This window comes from Parasphingorhabdus flavimaris, from assembly GCF_013371215.1.
GTDB lineage: Bacteria > Pseudomonadota > Alphaproteobacteria > Sphingomonadales > Sphingomonadaceae > Parasphingorhabdus > Parasphingorhabdus flavimaris.
This window is the reverse complement of sequence record NZ_JABWMH010000003.1, coordinates 402,428-421,775: the sequence shown is the minus strand read 5'-3', so window position 1 is coordinate 421,775 and position 19,348 is coordinate 402,428. Positions and strand designations below refer to the sequence as shown.

At 57.9% G+C, this 19,348-nt stretch carries 20 protein-coding genes; 11 read left to right on the top strand and 9 right to left on the bottom strand.

The window, feature by feature from the left end; translation table 11 throughout:
- Positions 1–185: 185 nt before the first annotated feature.
- Complete coding sequence (locus HUO14_RS10905; protein ID WP_176279863.1) at positions 186–527, top strand: hypothetical protein; 342 nt, start codon at positions 186–188, stop codon at positions 525–527.
- Positions 528–542: 15 nt separating this feature from the next.
- On the opposite strand, the gene rimO is transcribed toward HUO14_RS10905, so the two are convergent.
- The gene (rimO, locus tag HUO14_RS10900; RefSeq protein WP_176279862.1) at positions 543–1,925 is read right to left on the bottom strand and encodes a 30S ribosomal protein S12 methylthiotransferase RimO; all 1,383 of its coding nucleotides are present in this window, start codon (positions 1,923–1,925) and stop codon (positions 543–545) included.
- A 227-nt stretch (positions 1,926–2,152) separates the two neighbouring features.
- Between rimO and HUO14_RS10895 the strand changes: the two genes are divergently transcribed.
- Entirely contained in the window at positions 2,153–2,563 is a 411-nt protein-coding gene (locus tag HUO14_RS10895) for a DUF1761 domain-containing protein (protein ID WP_176279861.1), read from the top strand.
- Positions 2,564–2,581: 18 nt separating this feature from the next.
- Here the strand turns inward: HUO14_RS10895 and HUO14_RS10890 are convergent, their stop codons facing one another.
- From HUO14_RS10890 to serS, 5 genes are all read right to left on the bottom strand, one after another.
- Positions 2,582–3,301, bottom strand: a complete 720-nt coding sequence (locus tag HUO14_RS10890; RefSeq protein WP_176279860.1) for an esterase/lipase family protein — start codon at positions 3,299–3,301, stop codon at positions 2,582–2,584.
- A gap of 76 nt (positions 3,302–3,377) precedes the next feature.
- Positions 3,378–4,439: a potassium channel family protein gene (locus HUO14_RS10885; RefSeq protein WP_176279859.1), complete on the bottom strand. Its 1,062-nt coding sequence runs from the start codon at positions 4,437–4,439 to the stop codon at positions 3,378–3,380.
- Between the two features lie 7 nt (positions 4,440–4,446).
- Positions 4,447–5,508, bottom strand: a complete 1,062-nt coding sequence (locus HUO14_RS10880) for a M23 family metallopeptidase (RefSeq protein ID WP_246255503.1) — start codon at positions 5,506–5,508, stop codon at positions 4,447–4,449.
- Positions 5,509–5,605: 97 nt separating this feature from the next.
- Entirely contained in the window at positions 5,606–6,370 is a 765-nt protein-coding gene (gene surE, locus HUO14_RS10875) for a 5'/3'-nucleotidase SurE (protein ID WP_176280186.1), read from the bottom strand.
- A complete protein-coding gene (serS, locus tag HUO14_RS10870; protein ID WP_176279858.1) occupies positions 6,370–7,650 on the bottom strand; it encodes a serine--tRNA ligase in 1,281 nt (426 codons plus the stop codon). Before serS ends, surE begins: the two co-directional genes overlap by 1 nt.
- A 126-nt stretch (positions 7,651–7,776) precedes the next feature.
- Between serS and HUO14_RS10865 the strand changes: the two genes are divergently transcribed.
- From HUO14_RS10865 to HUO14_RS10845, 5 genes are all read left to right on the top strand, one after another.
- Positions 7,777–8,229 carry a hypothetical protein gene (locus tag HUO14_RS10865; RefSeq protein ID WP_176279857.1) on the top strand — a complete coding sequence of 151 codons (453 nt, stop codon included), beginning with the start codon at positions 7,777–7,779 and terminating at the stop codon, positions 8,227–8,229.
- A 114-nt stretch (positions 8,230–8,343) separates the two neighbouring features.
- Positions 8,344–8,652, top strand: a complete 309-nt coding sequence (locus HUO14_RS10860) for a hypothetical protein (RefSeq protein WP_176279856.1) — start codon at positions 8,344–8,346, stop codon at positions 8,650–8,652.
- A 735-nt stretch (positions 8,653–9,387) separates the two neighbouring features.
- Positions 9,388–9,855, top strand: a complete 468-nt coding sequence (dksA, locus tag HUO14_RS10855) for an RNA polymerase-binding protein DksA (RefSeq protein ID WP_176279855.1) — start codon at positions 9,388–9,390, stop codon at positions 9,853–9,855.
- A gap of 191 nt (positions 9,856–10,046) precedes the next feature.
- Positions 10,047–10,409: a PilZ domain-containing protein gene (locus HUO14_RS10850; protein ID WP_246255499.1), complete on the top strand. Its 363-nt coding sequence runs from the start codon at positions 10,047–10,049 to the stop codon at positions 10,407–10,409.
- A 125-nt stretch (positions 10,410–10,534) separates the two neighbouring features.
- Positions 10,535–11,575 carry a CaiB/BaiF CoA transferase family protein gene (locus HUO14_RS10845; protein ID WP_176279854.1) on the top strand — a complete coding sequence of 347 codons (1,041 nt, stop codon included), beginning with the start codon at positions 10,535–10,537 and terminating at the stop codon, positions 11,573–11,575.
- On the opposite strand, the gene HUO14_RS10840 is transcribed toward HUO14_RS10845, so the two are convergent.
- From HUO14_RS10840 to HUO14_RS10830, 3 genes are read right to left on the bottom strand one after another with little or no spacing between them, the layout of a single operon-like run.
- A complete protein-coding gene (locus HUO14_RS10840) occupies positions 11,572–12,294 on the bottom strand; it encodes a LytR/AlgR family response regulator transcription factor (protein WP_176279853.1) in 723 nt (240 codons plus the stop codon). The two genes, HUO14_RS10845 and HUO14_RS10840, sit on opposite strands and share 4 nt — an antisense overlap.
- Before the next feature lie 2 nt (positions 12,295–12,296).
- On the bottom strand, positions 12,297–13,472 hold the full coding sequence (locus tag HUO14_RS16515; protein WP_176279852.1) for a histidine kinase: 1,176 nt from the start codon (positions 13,470–13,472) through the stop codon (positions 12,297–12,299).
- Complete coding sequence (locus HUO14_RS10830) at positions 13,469–14,674, bottom strand: DUF2891 domain-containing protein (protein ID WP_246255498.1); 1,206 nt, start codon at positions 14,672–14,674, stop codon at positions 13,469–13,471. The genes HUO14_RS16515 and HUO14_RS10830 overlap by 4 nt, the downstream gene beginning before the upstream one ends.
- Positions 14,675–14,712: 38 nt before the next feature.
- Between HUO14_RS10830 and HUO14_RS10825 the strand changes: the two genes are divergently transcribed.
- The 4 genes from HUO14_RS10825 (at position 14,713) to HUO14_RS10810 (ending at position 19,327) form a co-directional block, all read left to right on the top strand.
- Complete coding sequence (locus HUO14_RS10825; protein ID WP_281365396.1) at positions 14,713–16,146, top strand: MATE family efflux transporter; 1,434 nt, start codon at positions 14,713–14,715, stop codon at positions 16,144–16,146.
- A gap of 299 nt (positions 16,147–16,445) precedes the next feature.
- On the top strand, positions 16,446–17,597 hold the full coding sequence (locus HUO14_RS10820; protein ID WP_246255497.1) for a cell wall hydrolase: 1,152 nt from the start codon (positions 16,446–16,448) through the stop codon (positions 17,595–17,597).
- Positions 17,598–17,717: 120 nt separating this feature from the next.
- Entirely contained in the window at positions 17,718–19,091 is a 1,374-nt protein-coding gene (locus tag HUO14_RS10815) for a class II 3-deoxy-7-phosphoheptulonate synthase (protein ID WP_176279850.1), read from the top strand.
- A gap of 2 nt (positions 19,092–19,093) precedes the next feature.
- Positions 19,094–19,327 (top strand): hypothetical protein, encoded by a 234-nt coding sequence (locus HUO14_RS10810; protein WP_176279563.1) that lies wholly within the window; start codon positions 19,094–19,096, stop codon positions 19,325–19,327.
- Positions 19,328–19,348: the final 21 nt, after the last annotated feature.

Below are 19,348 nucleotides of genomic sequence, written 5' to 3'. Positions count from 1 at the left end.
CCTTCAATCACGGTCAAAGCTAACATCTGCTGCAAGAATGGAGCAGGCATTAGACACGGAATATTCAATCCACGGCTTTCCTACATAAAACCTAATAGGTTATATTTCCTTTCTCTAACAACCATTTTAGGCCCGCCGCACCATAATGCCGCGGTCGGGATGGTCCCTTATAAGGAGTAAAACCTATGACATTTCAGGATGAATTTGTGCGGCGCTTGCGGGTGGTGCGGGGTGAGGCTGCGGGGGATGGTGGGGAGGATGCTCGAGATAAATCCGTTCGTCTCGAGCGCAGTCGAGAGACCGGTGGTGGCAAAGATGTGTCTCGACTTCGCTCGACACGAACGGGTGGAGGTGGTGGGGAATTAGAAACGCAAACGCGGCACTCAAACGAGAAAAACCACCCCAACCCCTCCTTTGAAAAGGAGGGGCTTAAGAAGGAAGAGCAAACTCGTCATCCTGAACTCGTTTCAGGATCTAGGCCGTCTAAATCGGAAGTTGGTGGCAAGTGGGAAGAGGTCCTGAAATGAATTCAGGATGACGGATTACGAAGCAGCAACCCCGAACAGGTCATGCTCGTCGGCATCCTCGATCACCGCGTCGATGATGTCGCCGACCGACAGGCTGGCGGGGACGTTGCGGAGAAAGACATTGCCGTCGATCTCGGGCGCATCGGCTTCGGAGCGGGCGGTGGCGCCGATGTCGCCGTCCTCGTCGGCTTCGCCGATCTCGTCGATGATCACCGGCAGCGTGCGGCCGACCTTGGCCTGCAGCTTGGCGGCGCTGATCCGGGCTGTGACGTCCATGATCCGCTGGTAGCGTTCTTCCTTGACCGCCTCGGGCACGGCGCCGTCGAGCAGATTGGCCGCAGCGCCTTCGACCGGTTCAAACCGGAAGGCGCCGACCCGGTCGAGCTGGGCTTCCTCGAGCCAGTCGAGCAGATATTTGAAGTCGTCTTCGGTCTCGCCGGGAAAGCCGACGACGAAGGTCGAGCGGATGGTGAGGTCGGGGCAGATGTCGCGCCAGCTCTTGACCCGCTGCAGCACCTTGGCCTCGTTGGCCGGGCGCTTCATGCGCTTCAGCACGTTCGGCGCGGCATGCTGGAACGGGATGTCGAGATAGGGCGTGATCTTGCGCTCGGCCATCAGCGGGATGACCTTGTCGACATGGGGATAGGGATAGACATAGTGGAGCCGGGTCCACACGCCCTGCCCCTCCGGCGTCCTGAGTTCGCCGAGCGCGGCGGCGAGATCGGTCATATGGGCGCGGACTTCGCGGCCCTGTCCGGTCGGGCCGTTCCAGACGCGCGGTTCGTGACGAATATCGACGCCATAGGCCGAAGTGTCCTGGCTGATCACCAGCAATTCCTTGGTGCCGGCCGCGACCAGCTTCTCCGCCTCGCGCAGGATCGCGTCGGGGCGGCGGCTGACCAGATCGCCGCGCAGGCTGGGGATGATGCAGAAGGAACAGCGGTGGTTGCAGCCTTCGGAAATCTTGAGATAGCTGTAATGGCGGGGCGTCAGCTTGAGACCCGCTTCGGGGACGAGATCGACGAACGCGCCGCGGGCTGCCGGGGCCGCCGCATGGACCGCGGTCACGACATCTTCATACTGATGCGCGCCGGTGACGGCGAGCACATCGGGGAAACGCTTCATGATCAGGTCGGCTTCATTGCCCATGCAGCCGGTGACGATCACCCGGCCATTCTCGGCCATCGCCTCGCCGATCGCCTCGAGGCTCTCCTCCTTGGCGCTGTCGAGAAATCCGCAGGTGTTGACCAGCACGACATCGGCGCCGGCATAGTCTGCCGACATGTCATAGCCGTCGCTTCTGAGCTGAGTCAGGATGCGTTCGCTGTCGACCAGAGCCTTGGGACAGCCGAGCGATACCATGCCCACTTTGGGCGGAGAAGGAATTTGCGTTGCCATATTGCGCGGCCTTTAGGCCTGTTTGACCGGCGAGTCACGATCAATGTTGCCACCGCGCCCCATCCTCCAGCGCAGGCGAGGGCCGATCTCGCAAACTTCCACCACTGGTCATGGCGGAAGCGGGGCAGCCCTGCGACGCCTGATCGCGCACCAATTGCCGGAACTCCCCGATTTTGCTATGGAAACCCTGCCCGGTCGGCGCCGGGTGACATTCTGGGGAGGATGATATGAATATTTTCGATGTAAACTGGATTGCGGTTGTACTGGCCGCGCTGGCGGGCTTTCTGGTCGGCGGCATCTGGTACGGCCCGGTGATGGGCAAGAAATGGATGGGCGCGGTCGGCCTGACCGAAGAGCAGATCAAGGAAGGCAATATGGGCATGATCTATGGCGGCGCCTTTGCGTTCAGCCTGATTGCTTCTTGGACGCTCGCGCATACGTTCGCGACCTATGCCGCGGATCTGGATTTCGGGGTGAAGGTTCTGACCGCCTTTGGGGTGGCACTGGGCTTCATCGTCCCGGCGATCGGCACCAACTATCTTTTCTCGCAGAAGAGCAAGACGCTGTTCTTCATCGACGCGGGTTACTGGCTGCTGTTCTACGTCGCGATGGGGGTCGTCCACGCCTGGCTTGGCTGAGCCGGGAAACCGCCCGGATCAGCTGTTGCCGGCCAGCGTGTCGGCGATGATCCGCCAGACCCTGGGGTTGAAGCCGAGGCCCATATGCCCGCCATCGACGCGGATGTTGCGGGCCTGCGGATTGTAGATGTCCCGGGCGATATCGGGCCCGACAATGCCGTCGCGGTTCGAATAGAGCACGGTCAACGGCTGGTCGAAGCCGATGCTGTTGCGGTCATGGACCTCGCGCTCGAACCGGTCGAGCTGGATATTGGCCGACCGGGCGTAGCGCTGGCCCGGCGTGGTATATTTGGGGCCTCCGATGATCGGGGTGCCCATGGTGATCACCTCGCGGACCAGATGGGGCGAGAGGCGAGCGGTCTCGCGGGCGATAATTCCGCCCAGCGACCAGCCGATCAGGGTGAAGGCCTGTCCGCCATTCTCGGCGAACCGTTGCTCGGCAACGGCGGTAAAGCGGGCGACATCGCGGTCCACCGACCCCTTGTTGCGGCCCAGCGACCAGTCGGCGACGTCATAGTTGATCCGCGCCAGAAAGGCTTCCAGCGGCCTCATCGACAGCTCGCTGCCGCCATAGCCGGGGATCAGATAGACCGGACGGCCATCGCCGCGCGGGGCCGTAACCAGCCGCGGCCATTGCAGGCCGAAGCGCAGCAGATCAAGCGGCAGGGACAGCTCGCCCAGCTGCGCCAGTCTGCGGGGCGGGCGAAGCCCGGTGGGCATTGGTATCTGGGTGGCCATCGGCAAGCTCCATGGTTGAAGCATCAAGATAGGGACTTATCTCGCAGGTGCAACATGAACCATTGAACAGGCTGGATCAGGCGTCTTCCGCTGCCGGATGCTCAGAGCCGTTGCCGGGGATGATCTCGACAATGATGTCGCCAGCCTCGAGCTTCTTCGCTTCGGTTTCCCAGAAGCCGATCACCGTGTCGCCACGATATATGCGCACTCCCAGTCCGGCACCGACGACGTCGTTCATCGCCATGCCGACTTCGTCCTCGGTAACCGCACGCTGGACCAGCTTGACCCGGCCGGTGGCAGACGCCAGATCGCTGAGATAGTCGGAAATCTTGGCGCCTTCGCAGCTTCCGGCAAGCAGCAGACCCGCAAAGCTGACAGGATTGATGACGGTCGTCGCACCGGCCTGCCGCGCCAGCAGTTCATTGTCCGCCGCCTTGATCGAGACGCTGATCGGCAGATGATAGGCGAGATGCCGGGCGGTGAGGACGATCAATATGCTGGTGTCGTCCCGTCCCGCCGAGACGATCATCGACCGCGCTCGCGAAATCTTGACGTTCATCAGCGCATTGTCGCGGGTGGCATCGCCGTTGATCACGGCGCAGCCAAGCTTCTCGGCCAGCGCCAGCGCGTCATCCGAGGTGTCGATCACGACGATTTCCTCCGGGTTGGTCCCGCGTGCCAGCAGTTCCTGAACCGCTTCGCTGCCGCTGGTACCAAAGCCTGCAATCACGATATGGTTGTGCAAATTGCTTTGAATCAGTTTCATGCGCCAATTGTCCCAGGTTCGTTTGAAAACAAAATTATAGGCCGTGCCGACAAAGATTAGCACGACGAAGATCCGAATAGGAGTCACAACCAGCGCATCGAACATCCGCGCCCGCTCGGTTACCGGAGCGATATCGCCATAGCCGGTGGTGGTGATCGAGATCATTGTGAAATAGACGACGTCGAGAAAGCTGACATCACCGTCATAGCTGTCCTGCAGGCCGTTGCGGTCGAAATAATGCACCGCGACAGCCATGCCGATGAGGCCGAGGACAAAGGCGACGCGCCAGGCGATATCCGCCCAGATCGGCAGACTCGAACGCCGCCGCAAGGTGAAATAATCGGACATTTTCCGCTGGGTTTGCCTGGCCATGACCGGTTCAGCTATTTTTCGGCAGATGAATTTTGGGATCGACCGGCTTGCGATCCTTGCGGATCTCGAAATGCAGTTGCGGTTCCTGCACATAACCGCTTTCGCCGGCGAGACCGATCACCTGACCCGCGCTAACCTGCTGGCCGCGCGTCACATTCAGCCTGTCGGCATGGCCATAAGCGGTAACCCAGCCGGAACCATGGTTGATCAGAATCAGCCCGCCGAACACGCCGATTTCATCACCGCTATAAGCGACCACTCCGCCAGCTGAAGCCCGTATCGGCGTACCCTTGGCAACGCCGATGTTGACACCATCATTCACCTTGCCGCCGCCTTTGCTGCCGAAGCTGGAGATCACTGTGCCTTTGACCGGCCACAGGAACTGGCCGGAGAAGGCCCCCGGAGTGGCGATGGCTGTACTGGGTGCGATCGCCTTGCGCCAGTCGGAAGGCTCTTTCGCAGCTGCGCCGTCAGCCAACGCGGGCTGCCCGCCGGTCACGATATCGTCAATATCGAGGTCAAAGGCCGCAGCGCGTTGCTCGATGGTCAAATTGGCCGGGTCCTGGGGAGCGGAAGCCGGCAGCAACAGCTTCTGCCCTACCCGCAGGACATAAGGTTCTTCCAGTGCGTTCAGCTCCACGACGTCACGCCACGGCGCCCCGTAAGCCCGGGCGATGGCAATGCCGGTCTCACCCGCGTTGATCGTATGATAGCGTCCGCCGATAATCTTGAGGCGCTGGCCCGGATGGATAACATAAGGTTCGACCAATCCGTTGGCCGACGCAATGATTTGAGATCCCGCACCTATCCGGTTGGCAATCCCGCGCAACGTATCTCCTGGTCGGACAACATAAGTTCCCGGGGCCACTGTACGGGCATTGGCTGTGACAGAGCTGGCTTCCCACGGCGAAGACAGTGTCGGTTGCGGGTTAGTGCCAAGGACGGCAGGATCCGTGGCCAATTGCGGACGTACCGGCGGCGGCGCATAATCATCGCGACCGGCTGGAATGCAGGCAGTAATCCCCAAGAGCAATACCAGGATCGCAACGTGACGCATATCTGACCCCATTAACCATTCCCCCTGCTGACCGCTATTAGCAGCAAAACCACTGCTTGCCAGCCCCGCTCTCGCAAACATAGCGAATTCGCAGGACTGACAATTGCAATCAGCGGTAAAGTTTTTTCAGCCCCTCCATCGAATCATAGTGGGTTAGATCGAGGTGGAGCGGTGTAATCGAGACATAGCCGTCGGCTATCGCCTCGAGATCGGTGCTGTGCGCTGGCGTCTCGACCATGGGACCGAGTCCGAACCAGTGATATTCGAAACCGCGCGGATCGCGGTTGCTGACGATCTGCAGCCGGCCGTAATCGCGAATGCCCTGCGACACTATCCGTACGCCTTTGACCTCGCTTGCCGGAAGGGCCGGAAAGTTGATATTGACCAGCGTGCGATGATCCATGCGTTGCTTGACCAATGGCCGCAAAACCCGTTCGCCCCATTGCACAGCGGCGTCGAACGGAACATCGGCACCCATGTCTCCTCGTGCATAGGCCTGACTGAGCGCGATTGACGGAATCCCAGCCAATGCGCCTTCCATCGCCGCCGATACGGTACCGGAATAGGTGACATCTTCGCCCAGATTGGCACCACGATTGACGCCGGACAATATGAGGTCCGGTGGCCCGTCCTTCATGATTTTGGCGACCGCCATCATCACGCTGTCCGTGGGTGTGCCGTCGACCGAATATTGCTGGTCGCCGCGCTTGCGAATCCGCAGCGGCCGGGTGATGGTCAGCGAGTGACCGGCTCCCGAATTTTCATCAGACGGCGCGACAATCCAGATATCGTTGGAGAAATGCTGCGCAATATCGAGCAGGATTTTCATCCCCGGCGCGTCGAAACCATCGTCATTGGTCAGCAATATCCGCATCATCCCGGCTCCAGTGTGTCGATGCCGCCCATATAGGACAGCAAGGCCGACGGAATGGTGACAGAACCGTCAGCCTGTTGATAATTTTCAAGCACTGCCACAAGCGTGCGTCCGACGGCCAGACCCGAGCCGTTGAGCGTGTGAACAAATCTTGTCCCCTTTTCTTCGCCTTCGGGCCGGAAACGAGCGTTCATCCGTCGCGCCTGATATTCGCCGCAAGTCGAGATGCTCGAAATCTCGCGATAGGTGTCCTGCCCCGGCAGCCACACTTCCAGATCATATGTTTTGCGGGCCGTAGCGCCCATATCACCGGTGCATAACAGCATCTTGCGATAGGGCAGCTCGAGCAGCTTGAGGATCGATTCTGCGGCTTCGGTCATCCGCAGATGTTCGGCATCGCTATTGTCAGGATGGACGATCGCGACCATTTCGACTTTTTCAAACTGATGCTGACGGATCAAACCTTTCGTATCCTTGCCTGCGGATCCAGCTTCGCTCCGGAAACAAGGGGTAAGCGCGGTCAACCGGATGGGCAGCTGCGCTTCATCCAATATTTGCCCGTGCACGCTGTTGGTCAGACTGACCTCTGCGGTCGGAATCAGCCAGTGGCCGTTGGTCGTCTGGAACGAGTCCTCTGAAAATTTCGGGAGCTGTCCTGTGCCGAACATTGCCTGATCGCGCACCAGTACCGGTGGAGCGCATTCCTGAAACCCATTTTCCATCGTCTGTTGGTCGAGCATGAACTGGCCGATCGCCCGCTGTAATCGCGCCATCTGGCCGCGTAGAAACGCAAAGCGCGAGCCGGACATTGCTGCGGCCGTTTCAAAATCGAGCCCCAGAGCCAGCCCAATATCGCTATGCTCTTTCGGAGCGAAATCAAACTTGCGCGGCTCGCCCCAGCGATCAACCTCGACATTGTCATCTTCATTGTCGCCCGGCGGGACATCTTCGCCTGGCAGATTTGGCAGGGCAGCAAGAACATTCTGCAATCGGCCCGACACCGCGCTTTCCTGTACTTCCAGCTCGGGCAACTTGCTTTTCAACTCGGCGACTTCGGCCATCAACGCCTGAGCGGTCTCCTCATCGCCCTGCCCTTTCGCTTTTCCGATCGCTTTCGATGCCTCGTTGCGACGCGCCTGACCCTCTTGCAACTGCGTTTTCAGAGCGCGACTTTGCTCATCGAGCGCCAGTAAATTGGACGCAGCTGCTGCGGCACCGCGTTTCGCCAGCGCTGCGTCAAAATCATCAGGATTTTCGCGTATATATTTTATATCATGCATGGCTATAGCCTATGCCGAGCGACTGTTTCACTTGCAAGACTGCAAAGAAAAAAGCGGCCAGATTGCTCCAGCCGCTTTTTCAGAAATTTGGTTTATGCTGCTTAGGCTGCAATCATCTTTTTCGACTTGCGACGGCGGGCAAACAATGCTGCTGCCGCTGCACCGAACAGCAAGACGATCGGTGGTGCCGGAACCTCGGTACCGCCATTCGATCCGCCGGTGCTGCCACCCGAACTTGAGGAAGACGAACTGGAACTGCTGCTCGAAGAGCTGGAGCTGGAAGAGCTGCCCGAAGAACCGGTGGACGTGCTGTTGCCACCGAAACTCGAAGAACCACCCGTTGCACCCGACGAGCTGCTGGTGGAACTGCCACCCGAGCTTGACGAAGACGAACTGGAGCTACCGGACGAGCTGCTCGAAGAGCCTGAGCTACCCGAAGAACCGGAACTGCCTGACGAACCGGAACTGCCTGACGAACCAGAGCTTCCCGAAGACCCGTTGGAACCTCCACCGGAAGAACCATGGCCACCGGAACCGCCGTGCCCACCTGAGCCACCATGTCCGCCCGAACCGCCGTGACCGCCTGAACCGCCTTTTCCACCGGTTGAACCGTCACCGCCGCTGGAACTCGATGAACTGCTCGAAGAGCTACTGGATGAACTGGACGAAGACGAACTGCTGCCTCCGGTCGATGTGCTGGTTGAACCGCCGGTGCTGGTCACGCCGCCAGTAGAGGTGCTCGTTGAACCACCGGTACTTGTCACGCCGCCAGTCGATGTGCTGGTCGATCCACCGCTGGTAGAGCTTCCGCCGGAAGACGTGCTTGTTGATCCACCGCTGCTGGTGGAGGAAATGACAACACTACCTCCGCCGGAACCACCGCCGCCGAAGAAGCCGCCAAAGAAGCCGCCGCCAACGCCGCCACCATATCCGCCGCTGCCGCCAATCACGACAGGTATAGAACTACCACCATCCTGCAACGGCGGAGCAGGTGGAATGTAAGGAGGCAATGGAATCGGAACAGGTTGGGCCGCAGGGGCCTGAGCAATTGTAACCACCGTCGGCTGGCAAGCTGTCACCGTTTTGGTGACGGTGCGCCGCGTGCGTTTTATTTTGCGGGCAGGCTCACCTTTGCGGACCAAACGTGCGCGAACCGGTTTCTTTTTCGAGACCTGCTTTACATAAGGTGCTGCAGGCGCTTCCGACACATGAACTGCGCCGCCGCCAATCAGTGCCCCGCCGCAAGTGCAGGCGCATAATTTTGCTAAAGCCATCCGTACCGACATAATAACATCTCTCTTCCGCTGTGGAGGCGACCAGTTCAATCAGCATTAACCGCTGATATTCCCGTTCGCTCTCTCGACATGCATCAGAAACGCAGAAGAAATCGTAAACTACAATTGCGTTAACCCTGTTTCTCGATCGAAAATGGCAAAAAGCCTTAGCAGCCTGTATCCAACCACGGTTAATGTCCCGAATTGGAACCGTTGCAGATGCCTTTGTTGCGACAGCGCGGAGAAATCGCGAATGTCTCAGGTGCCCCGGACTTAGACCATATCCATTTGAAGGGCTTTCAAAAATACCCCCAGTCGAATTTTGCTGCGCCGGGTTTTCCCAATTTAGGATTAATGAATCATAAGGAATTTTGCGCCTTGTTTCCGCTAGGTGTGCTGGGTATAGGCCCGCCGTATAGATGGTTTGACCCTCCGGATTCGCGAGGGGAGATGTTTGGAGAGTATGTTGGCATCCTCGGTAAAAAAAGCATCCGCTAAAAATGGCACCAATGCTGCTGATCCAGTCCTTGCAGACGGCTACGAGCCAAGCGAAGACGAAGAGTTTATGAACGAGCAGCAGCTCGCATTTTTCAAGCAGGCCTTGAAAAAATGGAAACAGGAAATCATCGAGGAATCCAAAGAGACTCTGGCACATTTGCAGGATGGTCCGATCCAGGAAGCCGACCTGAATGACCGCGCATCAAGCGAGACCGACTGGGGCCTGGAATTGAGAACCCGCGACCGTCAGCGCAAGCTTACGTCCAAGATTGATGCGGCTTTGCGACGGATTGACGAAGGCGAATATGGCTATTGCCAAGTCACCGGCGAACAAATCTCGCTCGACCGGCTGAAGGCCAGGCCAATAGCGACGATGACCGTCGAAGCGCAGGAAGCGCATGAGCGAAACGAGAAAATCTCGCGCGATCAGTGATCTGATTTGCTGCCTCGGCAGAATAATTAACATTTTTGCTGCCTTACGGTCGGGACACTAGCTCGAACGAGCGCAGTGGCGCAAATATATCACCGGAAAAAATTGCCGAACATTAACCAAATTTGCACCTTTTCTGGGCTATTTCCGGTCTCAAGAAACATGAATTTACATTTATCGGCTGCGGGAATCGTATGAAAGAGACATTTGACGATAATCTGAAGATGAATAGTCAGGCGGTTGACCATCCGAAGCGTCAGCTTGACCGGGACAGCCTCTTTCTGAAAGCATCCCTGCGTTTTATCAACGGCGATGACTGCGGCGAAGTGCGTATTCGCAACCTGTCGGCAGGCGGTCTGATGGCCGAAGCGCCTGTTCTCGCCAAACGGGGCGACAATGTCCAAATCGAACTGCGCAATATTGGCCGGATTACCGGTTATGTAGCCTGGGTTGCCCAAGGCAGATTCGGCGTCGCTTTTGATCATCCGATTGATCCGAAGCTGGCCAGACAACCAGTCGGCCAGAAAAAATCGGATGTGCCGCGCTATTTACGTTAACCAGCCAACAAAGCTTACAACCTGCGTTCCTGTCTGACTAAGGCTTCGGCCTCCATATAAAGCTTGATTAGAAATCTTTCCCTGCATAGGACCTGTTAATCAATCGATTAAACGGGAGTTTTGGCATGGCAGGGCCGCTAAATGGTATCAATATCATCGAATTCGCCGGGATAGGTCCCGGCCCTTTTTGCGGCATGATGCTCGCGGATCAAGGCGCCACGGTCACCGTTCTCCATCGCGCGGGCGGCGCCCCGGATCCACGCCTCGCCCTCTCCCGCTCTCGCAATTTGGTCGAAGTTGATCTCAAATCGCCCGAGGGAATCGAGACCGCACGCAATCTGGTGAAAAATGCCGATGGCTTGATCGAAGGCTTTCGTCCCGGCGTTATGGAGCGACTCGGGCTGGGACCCGATATCTTGCTCGGCGACAATCCAAAGCTGGTTTATGGCCGGATGACGGGCTGGGGACAAAGCGGTCCACTGGCCTCTGCAGCAGGGCATGACATCAATTATATTTCGATTTCCGGCGCGTTGCACAGCTTCGGGCGGGCCGGCGAGAAACCGACCCCTCCCATCAACATGGTTGGCGATTTCGGCGGCGGCGGAATGATGCTCGCGCTGGGCATGGTTTCCGCGCTGCTCCACGCCAAGACCGGCGGCAGCGGCCAGGTCGTGGACTGCGCGATGACCGACGGTTCCGCCGCGTTGATGGCCATGATCTTCGATTTTCACAATATCGGTCACTGGAAAGACGAACGCGGCGTCAATCTGCTGGATACGGGGGCCCATTTTTACGACAGTTATGAAACATCTGACGGCAAATTTATCTCGATCGGGTCAATCGAGCCGCAATTCTATGCGCAACTTCGAGAGGTAGCGGGCCTGACGGAGGATTCCGACTTCGACGCACAGATGGATCCGAGGCAATGGTCGGCTCTGAAGGACAAACTGACCGCGCTGTTCAAAACCAAGACTCGTTCGCAATGGTGCGACCTTATGGAAGGAACGGACATCTGTTTCGCTCCCGTCCTGTCGCTCGCAGAGGCGAAGGAACATCCCCATAATGTCGCCAGGGAGACCTTTGTCGATGTCGGAGGGATGAAACAACCGGCGCCGGCACCGCGTTATTCGGTTACGGTTTCGGACCCGCCCAAGCGTCCCGCTTAACCCGTACCAATGACACGGTCCGCGTAGCGGGGACCAATGGCCAACTGACTGCCGTCCTGTAGAATGACAAATCGCTTGCGCCCTTTTCGGCGAACTTCCGCGATACAATCACGCCGGACGATAGCCGACCGGTGAACGCGGACAAACAGGCTGTCGGGCAACTGGTCCTCCAGCGAGCGCATGGATTGGTGCAGCAGATAGCTGCGGCCCCGCAGGTAGAGCCGCATATAATCCCGTTCCGCCTCAACCCATTCGATATCAAGAATATTGAGTTGGAGTGATCCGGTTCCGTCCTGCACCCAGAGCGCCTGAGCGACCTCCGGTTCCTGGTCCTTGCGACTGCGTGCAATATTGACAATGGCGCGCTCTACCGCCTCCCGTAATTGCCCCTCCTTGACCGGTTTCAACAGATAATCCGTTGCTTCCAGCCGGAATGCCTGGACCGCATATTTATTGTGGGCGGTCGTGAAAATGATCTGCGGGATGTGCAGCAGACTTTCGCATTTTTCTGCCACTTTAAGGCCTGACAAATCGGGCATGTCGACGTCCAGCAGCAAGATATCAGGCTCGAGTTGCCGTATTTTCTCCAGGGCCTGCAAGCCGCCATTGGCCAGATGCATGTTTCCGAAAAGCCCGGTCCGCTCGCACAACGCCTTGAGGCGCGAGCGGGCAAGCGGTTCATCATCCACAATGAGGACCGATGGCAGCTTAGCAAGCATGCTCAGATATCCTGAAAAATCAGGGATGGGTCCGGCAAGACAACGGTCGCGGTTGCCATCCCTTCTTTGTTGTTGGCCAACAGTAGCGAAGCATTCTGGCCATATAAGGCCTTCAACCGATCCTGGATGTTAATAAGGCCCGTCCCGGTCCCCGCAGTGCGATCTTGCGCAATACCAGCGCCTGTCTGAACCCGCCCATCATTCGCGATGGTGATCCGGAGGCGGTCGCCTTCTATATGTGCCGAGATGTTGATGTTGACCGGTCGGTCCGTTCCTGAAACACCGTATTTGACGGCGTTTTCAATCAGGGGCTGGATGATGAGTGCCGGGATGCTCCAACCTTTTGCGGCAGGATCAATATCAACGCTATAGTGTAGCCGATCGGGAAAACGCATGCGCTCGATCTCGAGATAACGCACCTGCTGCGCGATCTCCTGTTCCACCGCCACCATGTCCTGACCTCCATCGGTCAGCACCGCACGCATATAATCCGCCAGATCATCCACCAGTTTTTCGGCCTGCTCGTTTTCCCGGTCGATGATCAGGCTGCTTACCGAGTTAAGAGCGTTGAAGACGAAATGCGGGTTCAATTGATAGCGCAACGCCCTTAGCTCGCTCTCGCGATTCAGCTGTTCCAGTTGTCTACTGTGCACCATCATGCGCTGCAGGTCGTGACTATGGGCCAATGCCAAATATAGAGCGCCCCAGCTTGCCAGTATGAAATAACGGGTGAAGGCTTCGTCCAGAACATAGGCCCAGTCAAATGTAACCAGATTGACCGGGTCGAGCAGATAGGAAAAGTCGAGCATTGCCGCATCATGATCGAAGATGATCTGATCAAGGATCGCAATATAATTGGCCAGAACGATAGTCGGCAAGGTAAGCATGAATATCGCCGCCCCCATGCCGTTGCGGCGCACCGCAATGAGCAGCCGATACAGCAGCCAGGTTACGGTGATACAGACGCTGGTCATCAATATGCGCTGGAAGAACAATGCATCGGCATTGTCCTGCATCCTGTACAGAAAACGGCTCGTTACGAACAGGAAATAGGCGCCCCATATGCCGAACATCGACTTGATGGCGATTCCCTGATTGACCGGGAACAGGCGGTCGAGCATCGAACGGGTTTGCCCGCGCGCGTCGTGCGCCAGATCCCGGGCAGAAACGAGCTTCACGAAGCTTGATTGCTGCGGCTTGCGTCGATCCCCCTCCGCGTTCGCCAATAGGTCGCAAAACTGGCCAGCCAATGGCTGCCCGCATAATGGGGGGTGCGCACAGCCTCCTCGCCGGAATTGCCGTGCAGAGTCGCTGATGCAAGCAACGAAGCACGGCGCTGGTCGTCGGCGGGAAGCGCCGAAGCCATGCCTTCGAGCGCCCAGGCCCGCGAGAGATTGAGCCCGTCAAGATGAACCAATTTCCCGTCCGTCGGGTCATTGACAATGCCCACTGCCAGCCAGTCGTCGCTACCATTCGTCGGGATATCAGGCAGAAAACCAGATAGCCAGGTGGCGTATTCAGCCTCGTCCATCACCCGCCGCATCAAGTCGGCAACCATCAGGCAGGAGGACAGAAAGTCTTCGCCCGAAGGCTCGTAGGCCATCGGACAGTTTCGGTCTTTGCTATGGAAAGCCAATGCCTTGTTGCGCACCAGACTGGCCATTTCGGTGTCGCCACTGCGCTCTGCCCAATCGAGAAACAGACCGAATGCAAAAGCGGACTGGTTGTGAGTCCCGAGCCGGATCGGATAAGCCAGTTTTGGCAGCCAGTCCTTGATATTGCCGACTATCAACGTTTCGAGCGGCTCCAGTCGCGGGAGCCAGGCTTTTGCCTGCTCCGCCTTCCCCCCCTCGCCGGCCGCAATGTCCCGCAATTCGGCGGTCAATTGAAGAAACCATGCAATGCCATAGGGTCGCTCGAATGCTTTGCGGTCCTCGCTGCTCAAATAGGTCAGTTCGCCGACAATTTTTTCGGCGGTAAAATTCGCGGCCAGCGCTGCGGCAATTTCTTCATCCATCTCGGGCACCAGATCCTGTCCCCAAAGCCGAGTCAGCAACCAGTGCCCATGAACGGCGCTGTGCCAGTCATAACAACCGTAGAAGACCGGAGTCAGCTTTGACGGCTCCGCCACATCGACCGCGCTGTTCAACACATGGCTTATCTTGTTGGGATATTGCTTGTTGATGCAGTTGAGCGCTATCCTCGCATAGGCATGTTCTGCTTTGCGGGGAGTCTGGCCATTGTCGGCGGGATCGGGCGCTACATTTCGACGCTCGAAAATATCGCGTTCCTGGGCCGTCTGACGGTCATCCTCTTCGGCGACCGAACAACCCGCCAGCATCGCGATCATCAATCCTGCTACTGCTTTTCTATAGACCATCCAACGCCCTCCAAAGATCATTTTCCAATAGAGATGAATTGACCCCTTGGCAAAAGACTATAGGGCAAAATATCTCCTCCGCCATTGGCAGTTTCGGCCAGGCGATTTGCAGTGGAACAGATAAAGTCGCGACACAACCCGCCATATTTCTGACCGGTAGCCCGTTGCGGCATATCGCAACAATGTCGCTGACCGCCAGCATCGGTCTGCTCACCATGTTCATTGTCGATTTCGCCGATCTTTTCTATATCGCGCAACTGGGCGACAGCGCCCTGACTGCAGCGATGGGTTTTGCCGCGACCGTCCTGTATTTCGGTACGGCCTTCCATATCGGCCTGATGATTGCCACCAGTGCGCTGGCTTCTCGCCATATCGGTCAAGGCGATCCGGCGCAGGCGCGACGCTATCTGACCAATATATTGATTCTCAGCATGATGTTGCTGGTCCCACTGGCCGCCCTGTTTTTCATTTTTGCGCCCGAAATTCTGGAACTGGCCGGGGCTGACGGAGCCGCCAATCAGGCCGCCACCGATTATATCCGGATCATCGCGCCATTCATGCCGTTCAGCGTCGCAGCCATGGTCTGCTCCGGCTTTCTTCGCGCCCATGGCGCGGCGCGGCGAGCGATGAACGTAACGCTCAGCATGGGTATCACCAATGCCGTTCTCGACCCGATATTCATCTTTGGCTTCGACTGGGGCATGCAAGGTGCGGCGATCGCCAGCGCCTGTGCAGCGGTTGTTTCGACCATATTTGCAATCTCGCCGATCATCCGAAGCTACGGGGGCTTCAGCCACCCTTCCCTGCCCGCTTTTCGCGCTGACATGAGACCGATCATGGCAATTCTGCTTCCCGCGATCCTGACAAACATTGCCACACCGATCGGGGGATTTATTTCCTACCGGTTCATCGCCGACTATTCCGACGATGTAATCGCCGGCTTTGCCGTCGTCGGCAGGGTCGTGCCGGTCGCTTTCTGCCTGTTGTTCTCGCTTTCCGGGGCCGTGGGGCCGATTATCGGCCAGAATTTCGGTGCGCTAAAATTTGACCGGATCCGGATAACGATCAAGCAAGCGACCCTGTTCGCCCTGGCCTATACGCTCGCCATCTGGCCGATCCTCTATCTTCTCAACGGTCCGATCGGCGACGCATTCAATCTTACCGGAGAAGGCCGCCATGTGTTCTGGCTTTTTGCCGCCTTATTGACCCCTCTTTTCTTCTTCAACGGCATGCTTTTCATCGGCAATGCCGCCTGCAACAATCTTGGTCGGCCCACCTGGTCGACCTTGATGAACTGGCTGCGCAACACGGTCGGGCTCGTCCCCTTCCTGTGGCTCGGTCGCGAATATTACGGGCTTGACGGGATTGTTCTCGGGCCGGCTTTCGGGGGCATCATGTTCGGAATTGCCGGATATATGGTTGCGCAATATCTGGTCAGCAAGCGGGAACAACAGGCAACGTTAACCAGTTAATTTGCCCAGCGACCACGTCCCGCGATGGAACAGTCTATTTTTGCACCGAGCGACACTCGAAAAAAGCGGTTATATCCTGCGCAAACCGCCCGATTGGGCTTATTCAGGCAATTAGATAATCCGTGCGCGTTCCTCCTCCTTATGTTCCGCATCTGAGCGGCCATATTCCCGATTATGGACAAGGTAGCAGGGCTCAGGAAGCGTTAACCATAATCGACAGGGAACCGGCCCAGGCAAAAACTGTCGAGCCAGCAGTGGATATCAGTTCTTCAGCACAGTCGGTTCCGGGCAAATTTCTCATGAGACTGACGGTGCGCGAACGAATTTTGACCGCTTTTGTTCTGATCGGCCTGATCCTGATTCCCACGACAATGCCGCAAGCAAGCGTCGACGCGCAGCAGTTCAACCCCAGCGACCCGCGGCTGCAATCGGTCGAACGCGCAGAGGATAATTTTGCAGGCTCGGCCTTTTATTTCATCGATCCCAATTACGCGATCCCGCAAAATTATGGCGGGATCGGCATTGATCCGCTTTCCGAACCGGGTACCGGATCGATCCATGGCCTGCCGGATATCCTGGCAAGTGATGGTGATCGGGCATCGACTGCGCATCTGATCCGCCCAACCGCCTTTCGAGGTTCAGCAGTAGACGATAGCCGGGCGCTTCATTGCCTGACCCAAGCCATCTACTATGAAGCCGGGATGGAGCCGGATGCCGGTCAGCGGGGTGTCGCCCAGGTTATTTTGAACCGCGTTCGCCACCCCAGCTATCCCGGCACTGTGTGCGGCGTGATCTATCAGGGTAGCGAGCGCAAGACGGGTTGCCAGTTTTCCTATACTTGCGACGGCTCTCTCCGCCGCAAAGCAGCGCGTTTCCATTGGGACCGGGCCAAAAAGGTAGCCGCCGAAGCGCTGGCCGGGAAAAGCTATAGCTCTGTCGGGACCGCAACCCATTATCACGCGACCTATGTCTATCCTTACTGGGCCCCGAGCCTGCGGTTCCTGGGCACCGTCGGCGCGCATCGTTTCTACAGCTGGAAAGGCAATGCCGGCAAGGCAAGCGCCTTCCAACAGCGTTATCGCGGAGGCGAGCCGTTGCCGGTGCCCAAGCCACGCAGTGCGATTGCCAACGCCGATACAGACAGCGGCTCGTCGCTCGACCCTATTGCATTGGAAAAGGCTTATGAAGCCGGCCGACGCAAGGCCGAAGCCGAAGCAGCCAATTCCGAGAAAGCGGCGGCTCTGGCTGCTGACAATGCCCGTCGGCATGATCGGGCTGTTCCCGCTCTCGATGTCAATGCGCCGAGAATCTATCAGGCGCCCAATTACAGCAGGGAAGCCAAAGCCAAAGGTGGCGACAGCGCCTTCGCTGGACAGAAGCTTCCGGACGTCAGCCAGATCAAGCCTGAATTCCGCAACAGCGGCAGCTGGAAGAACAAGCCTGGAAGCTAGCGGCGGACGGCCGGCCACCCAATAGTTTCGCTGGCAACCAACAATGGGTTTTCCTTGCCATCGCTCTTGACTCCCGCCTAAAGGCTCTCGATTTTAAAGGAAACGGAACGGAGCGCTCTGATGGCGACGAATTGGACGGCAAATAGCTGGCGGGATTTTGAAGGCCTGCACATGCCCAACTATCCCGATGCCGCCAAGCTGGCGGAAACGGAAGAACTGCTTGGCAGCTATCCGCCGCTGGTCTTTGCCGGTGAAGCACGCAGCCTGAAGCAGGACCTGGCCGAAGTATCGGCGGGCAAGGCATTTTTGCTGCAGGGCGGCGATTGCGCCGAGAGCTTCGCGGAATTCCATCCGAACAATATCCGCGACACATTCCGCGTTATTCTGCAGATGGCGGTGGTGCTGACTTATGCGTCAAAGCTCCCGATCGTCAAAGTCGGCCGTATGGCAGGCCAGTTCGCCAAGCCTCGCTCCTCCGATGTCGAGGTGCAGGATGGCGTCGAATTGCCGAGCTACCGCGGTGATATTATCAACGGCATCGAATTCGACAGCGCCGGCCGGGATCCAGACCCCGACCGTATGGTCCGTGCCTATAACCAGGCCGCTGCGACGCTCAACCTTCTCCGTGCCTTCTCCACCGGCGGCTACGCCAACCTGAAACAGGTGCACGGCTGGACCCATGACTTCATGGCGCGCAGCCCGTGGGCGAAGAAATTCGAAAAAATGGCAGATCAGATCGGGGAGGCGCTGGCTTTCATGGAAGCCTGCGGCATCAATCCCGATACGGCACCGCAATTGAAGGCGACGTCCTTCTACACCAGCCATGAAGCGCTGTTGCTCCCCTATGAGCAATGCCTGACCCGTCAGGACAGCCTGACCGGCGACTGGTATGATACCAGCGCGCATTTCCTGTGGATTGGCGATCGCACGCGTTTCGAGGGTTCGGCCCATGTCGAGTTTCTGCGCGGCATCGGCAATCCGATCGGACTGAAATGCGGCCCGTCGCTGACACCCGACGCGCTGATAAAAATGCTCGATACGCTCAACCCCGCGCACGAGCCTGGCCGGATTACTTTGATTACGCGCTTCGGTCACGACAAGATCGAAAGCGGACTGCCACCGCTGGTGCGTGCGGTTAAACAATCGGGACATCCGGTCATCTGGTCCTGTGATCCGATGCACGGCAACGTCATCAAGGCGGAGAGCGGCTACAAGACACGGCCGTTTGATCGCATTCTCACCGAGGTACGCGGGTTTTTTGCCGTCCACCGGGCGGAAGGCACGTTCGCTGGCGGAATACATTGCGAAATGACCGGTCAGAATGTCACCGAATGTACCGGCGGAGCAGTGGCAGTCACCGACGCATCGCTCGGCGACCGCTATCACACCCACTGCGATCCCCGGCTTAATGCGGCACAGTCGCTGGAGCTGGCCTTCCTGCTGGCAGAAATGCTCAATCAGGAATTGTCCGATCGAGCGCGGGAAGCCGCCTGATCATGGTCGAGAAAGCCAAAGCCGAACGCATGCGCCCGGAAGATTATGCGCCTGGAGAATCACCGATGAGACGCAGTGCAACCTATGTCCGCAAGGAGATCGTCAGCAAAGGCGTCGGCTTTGGCAGCGCGCTTGCCATCGCCATCAGCTTCACGACGCACAAGTCGATTTTCTGGGCGGTCATCCACGGATTTTTCTCGTGGCTCTATGTGATTTACTACGCATTGACGCGATAGGTCTCTCCAGCCGACGCCAAT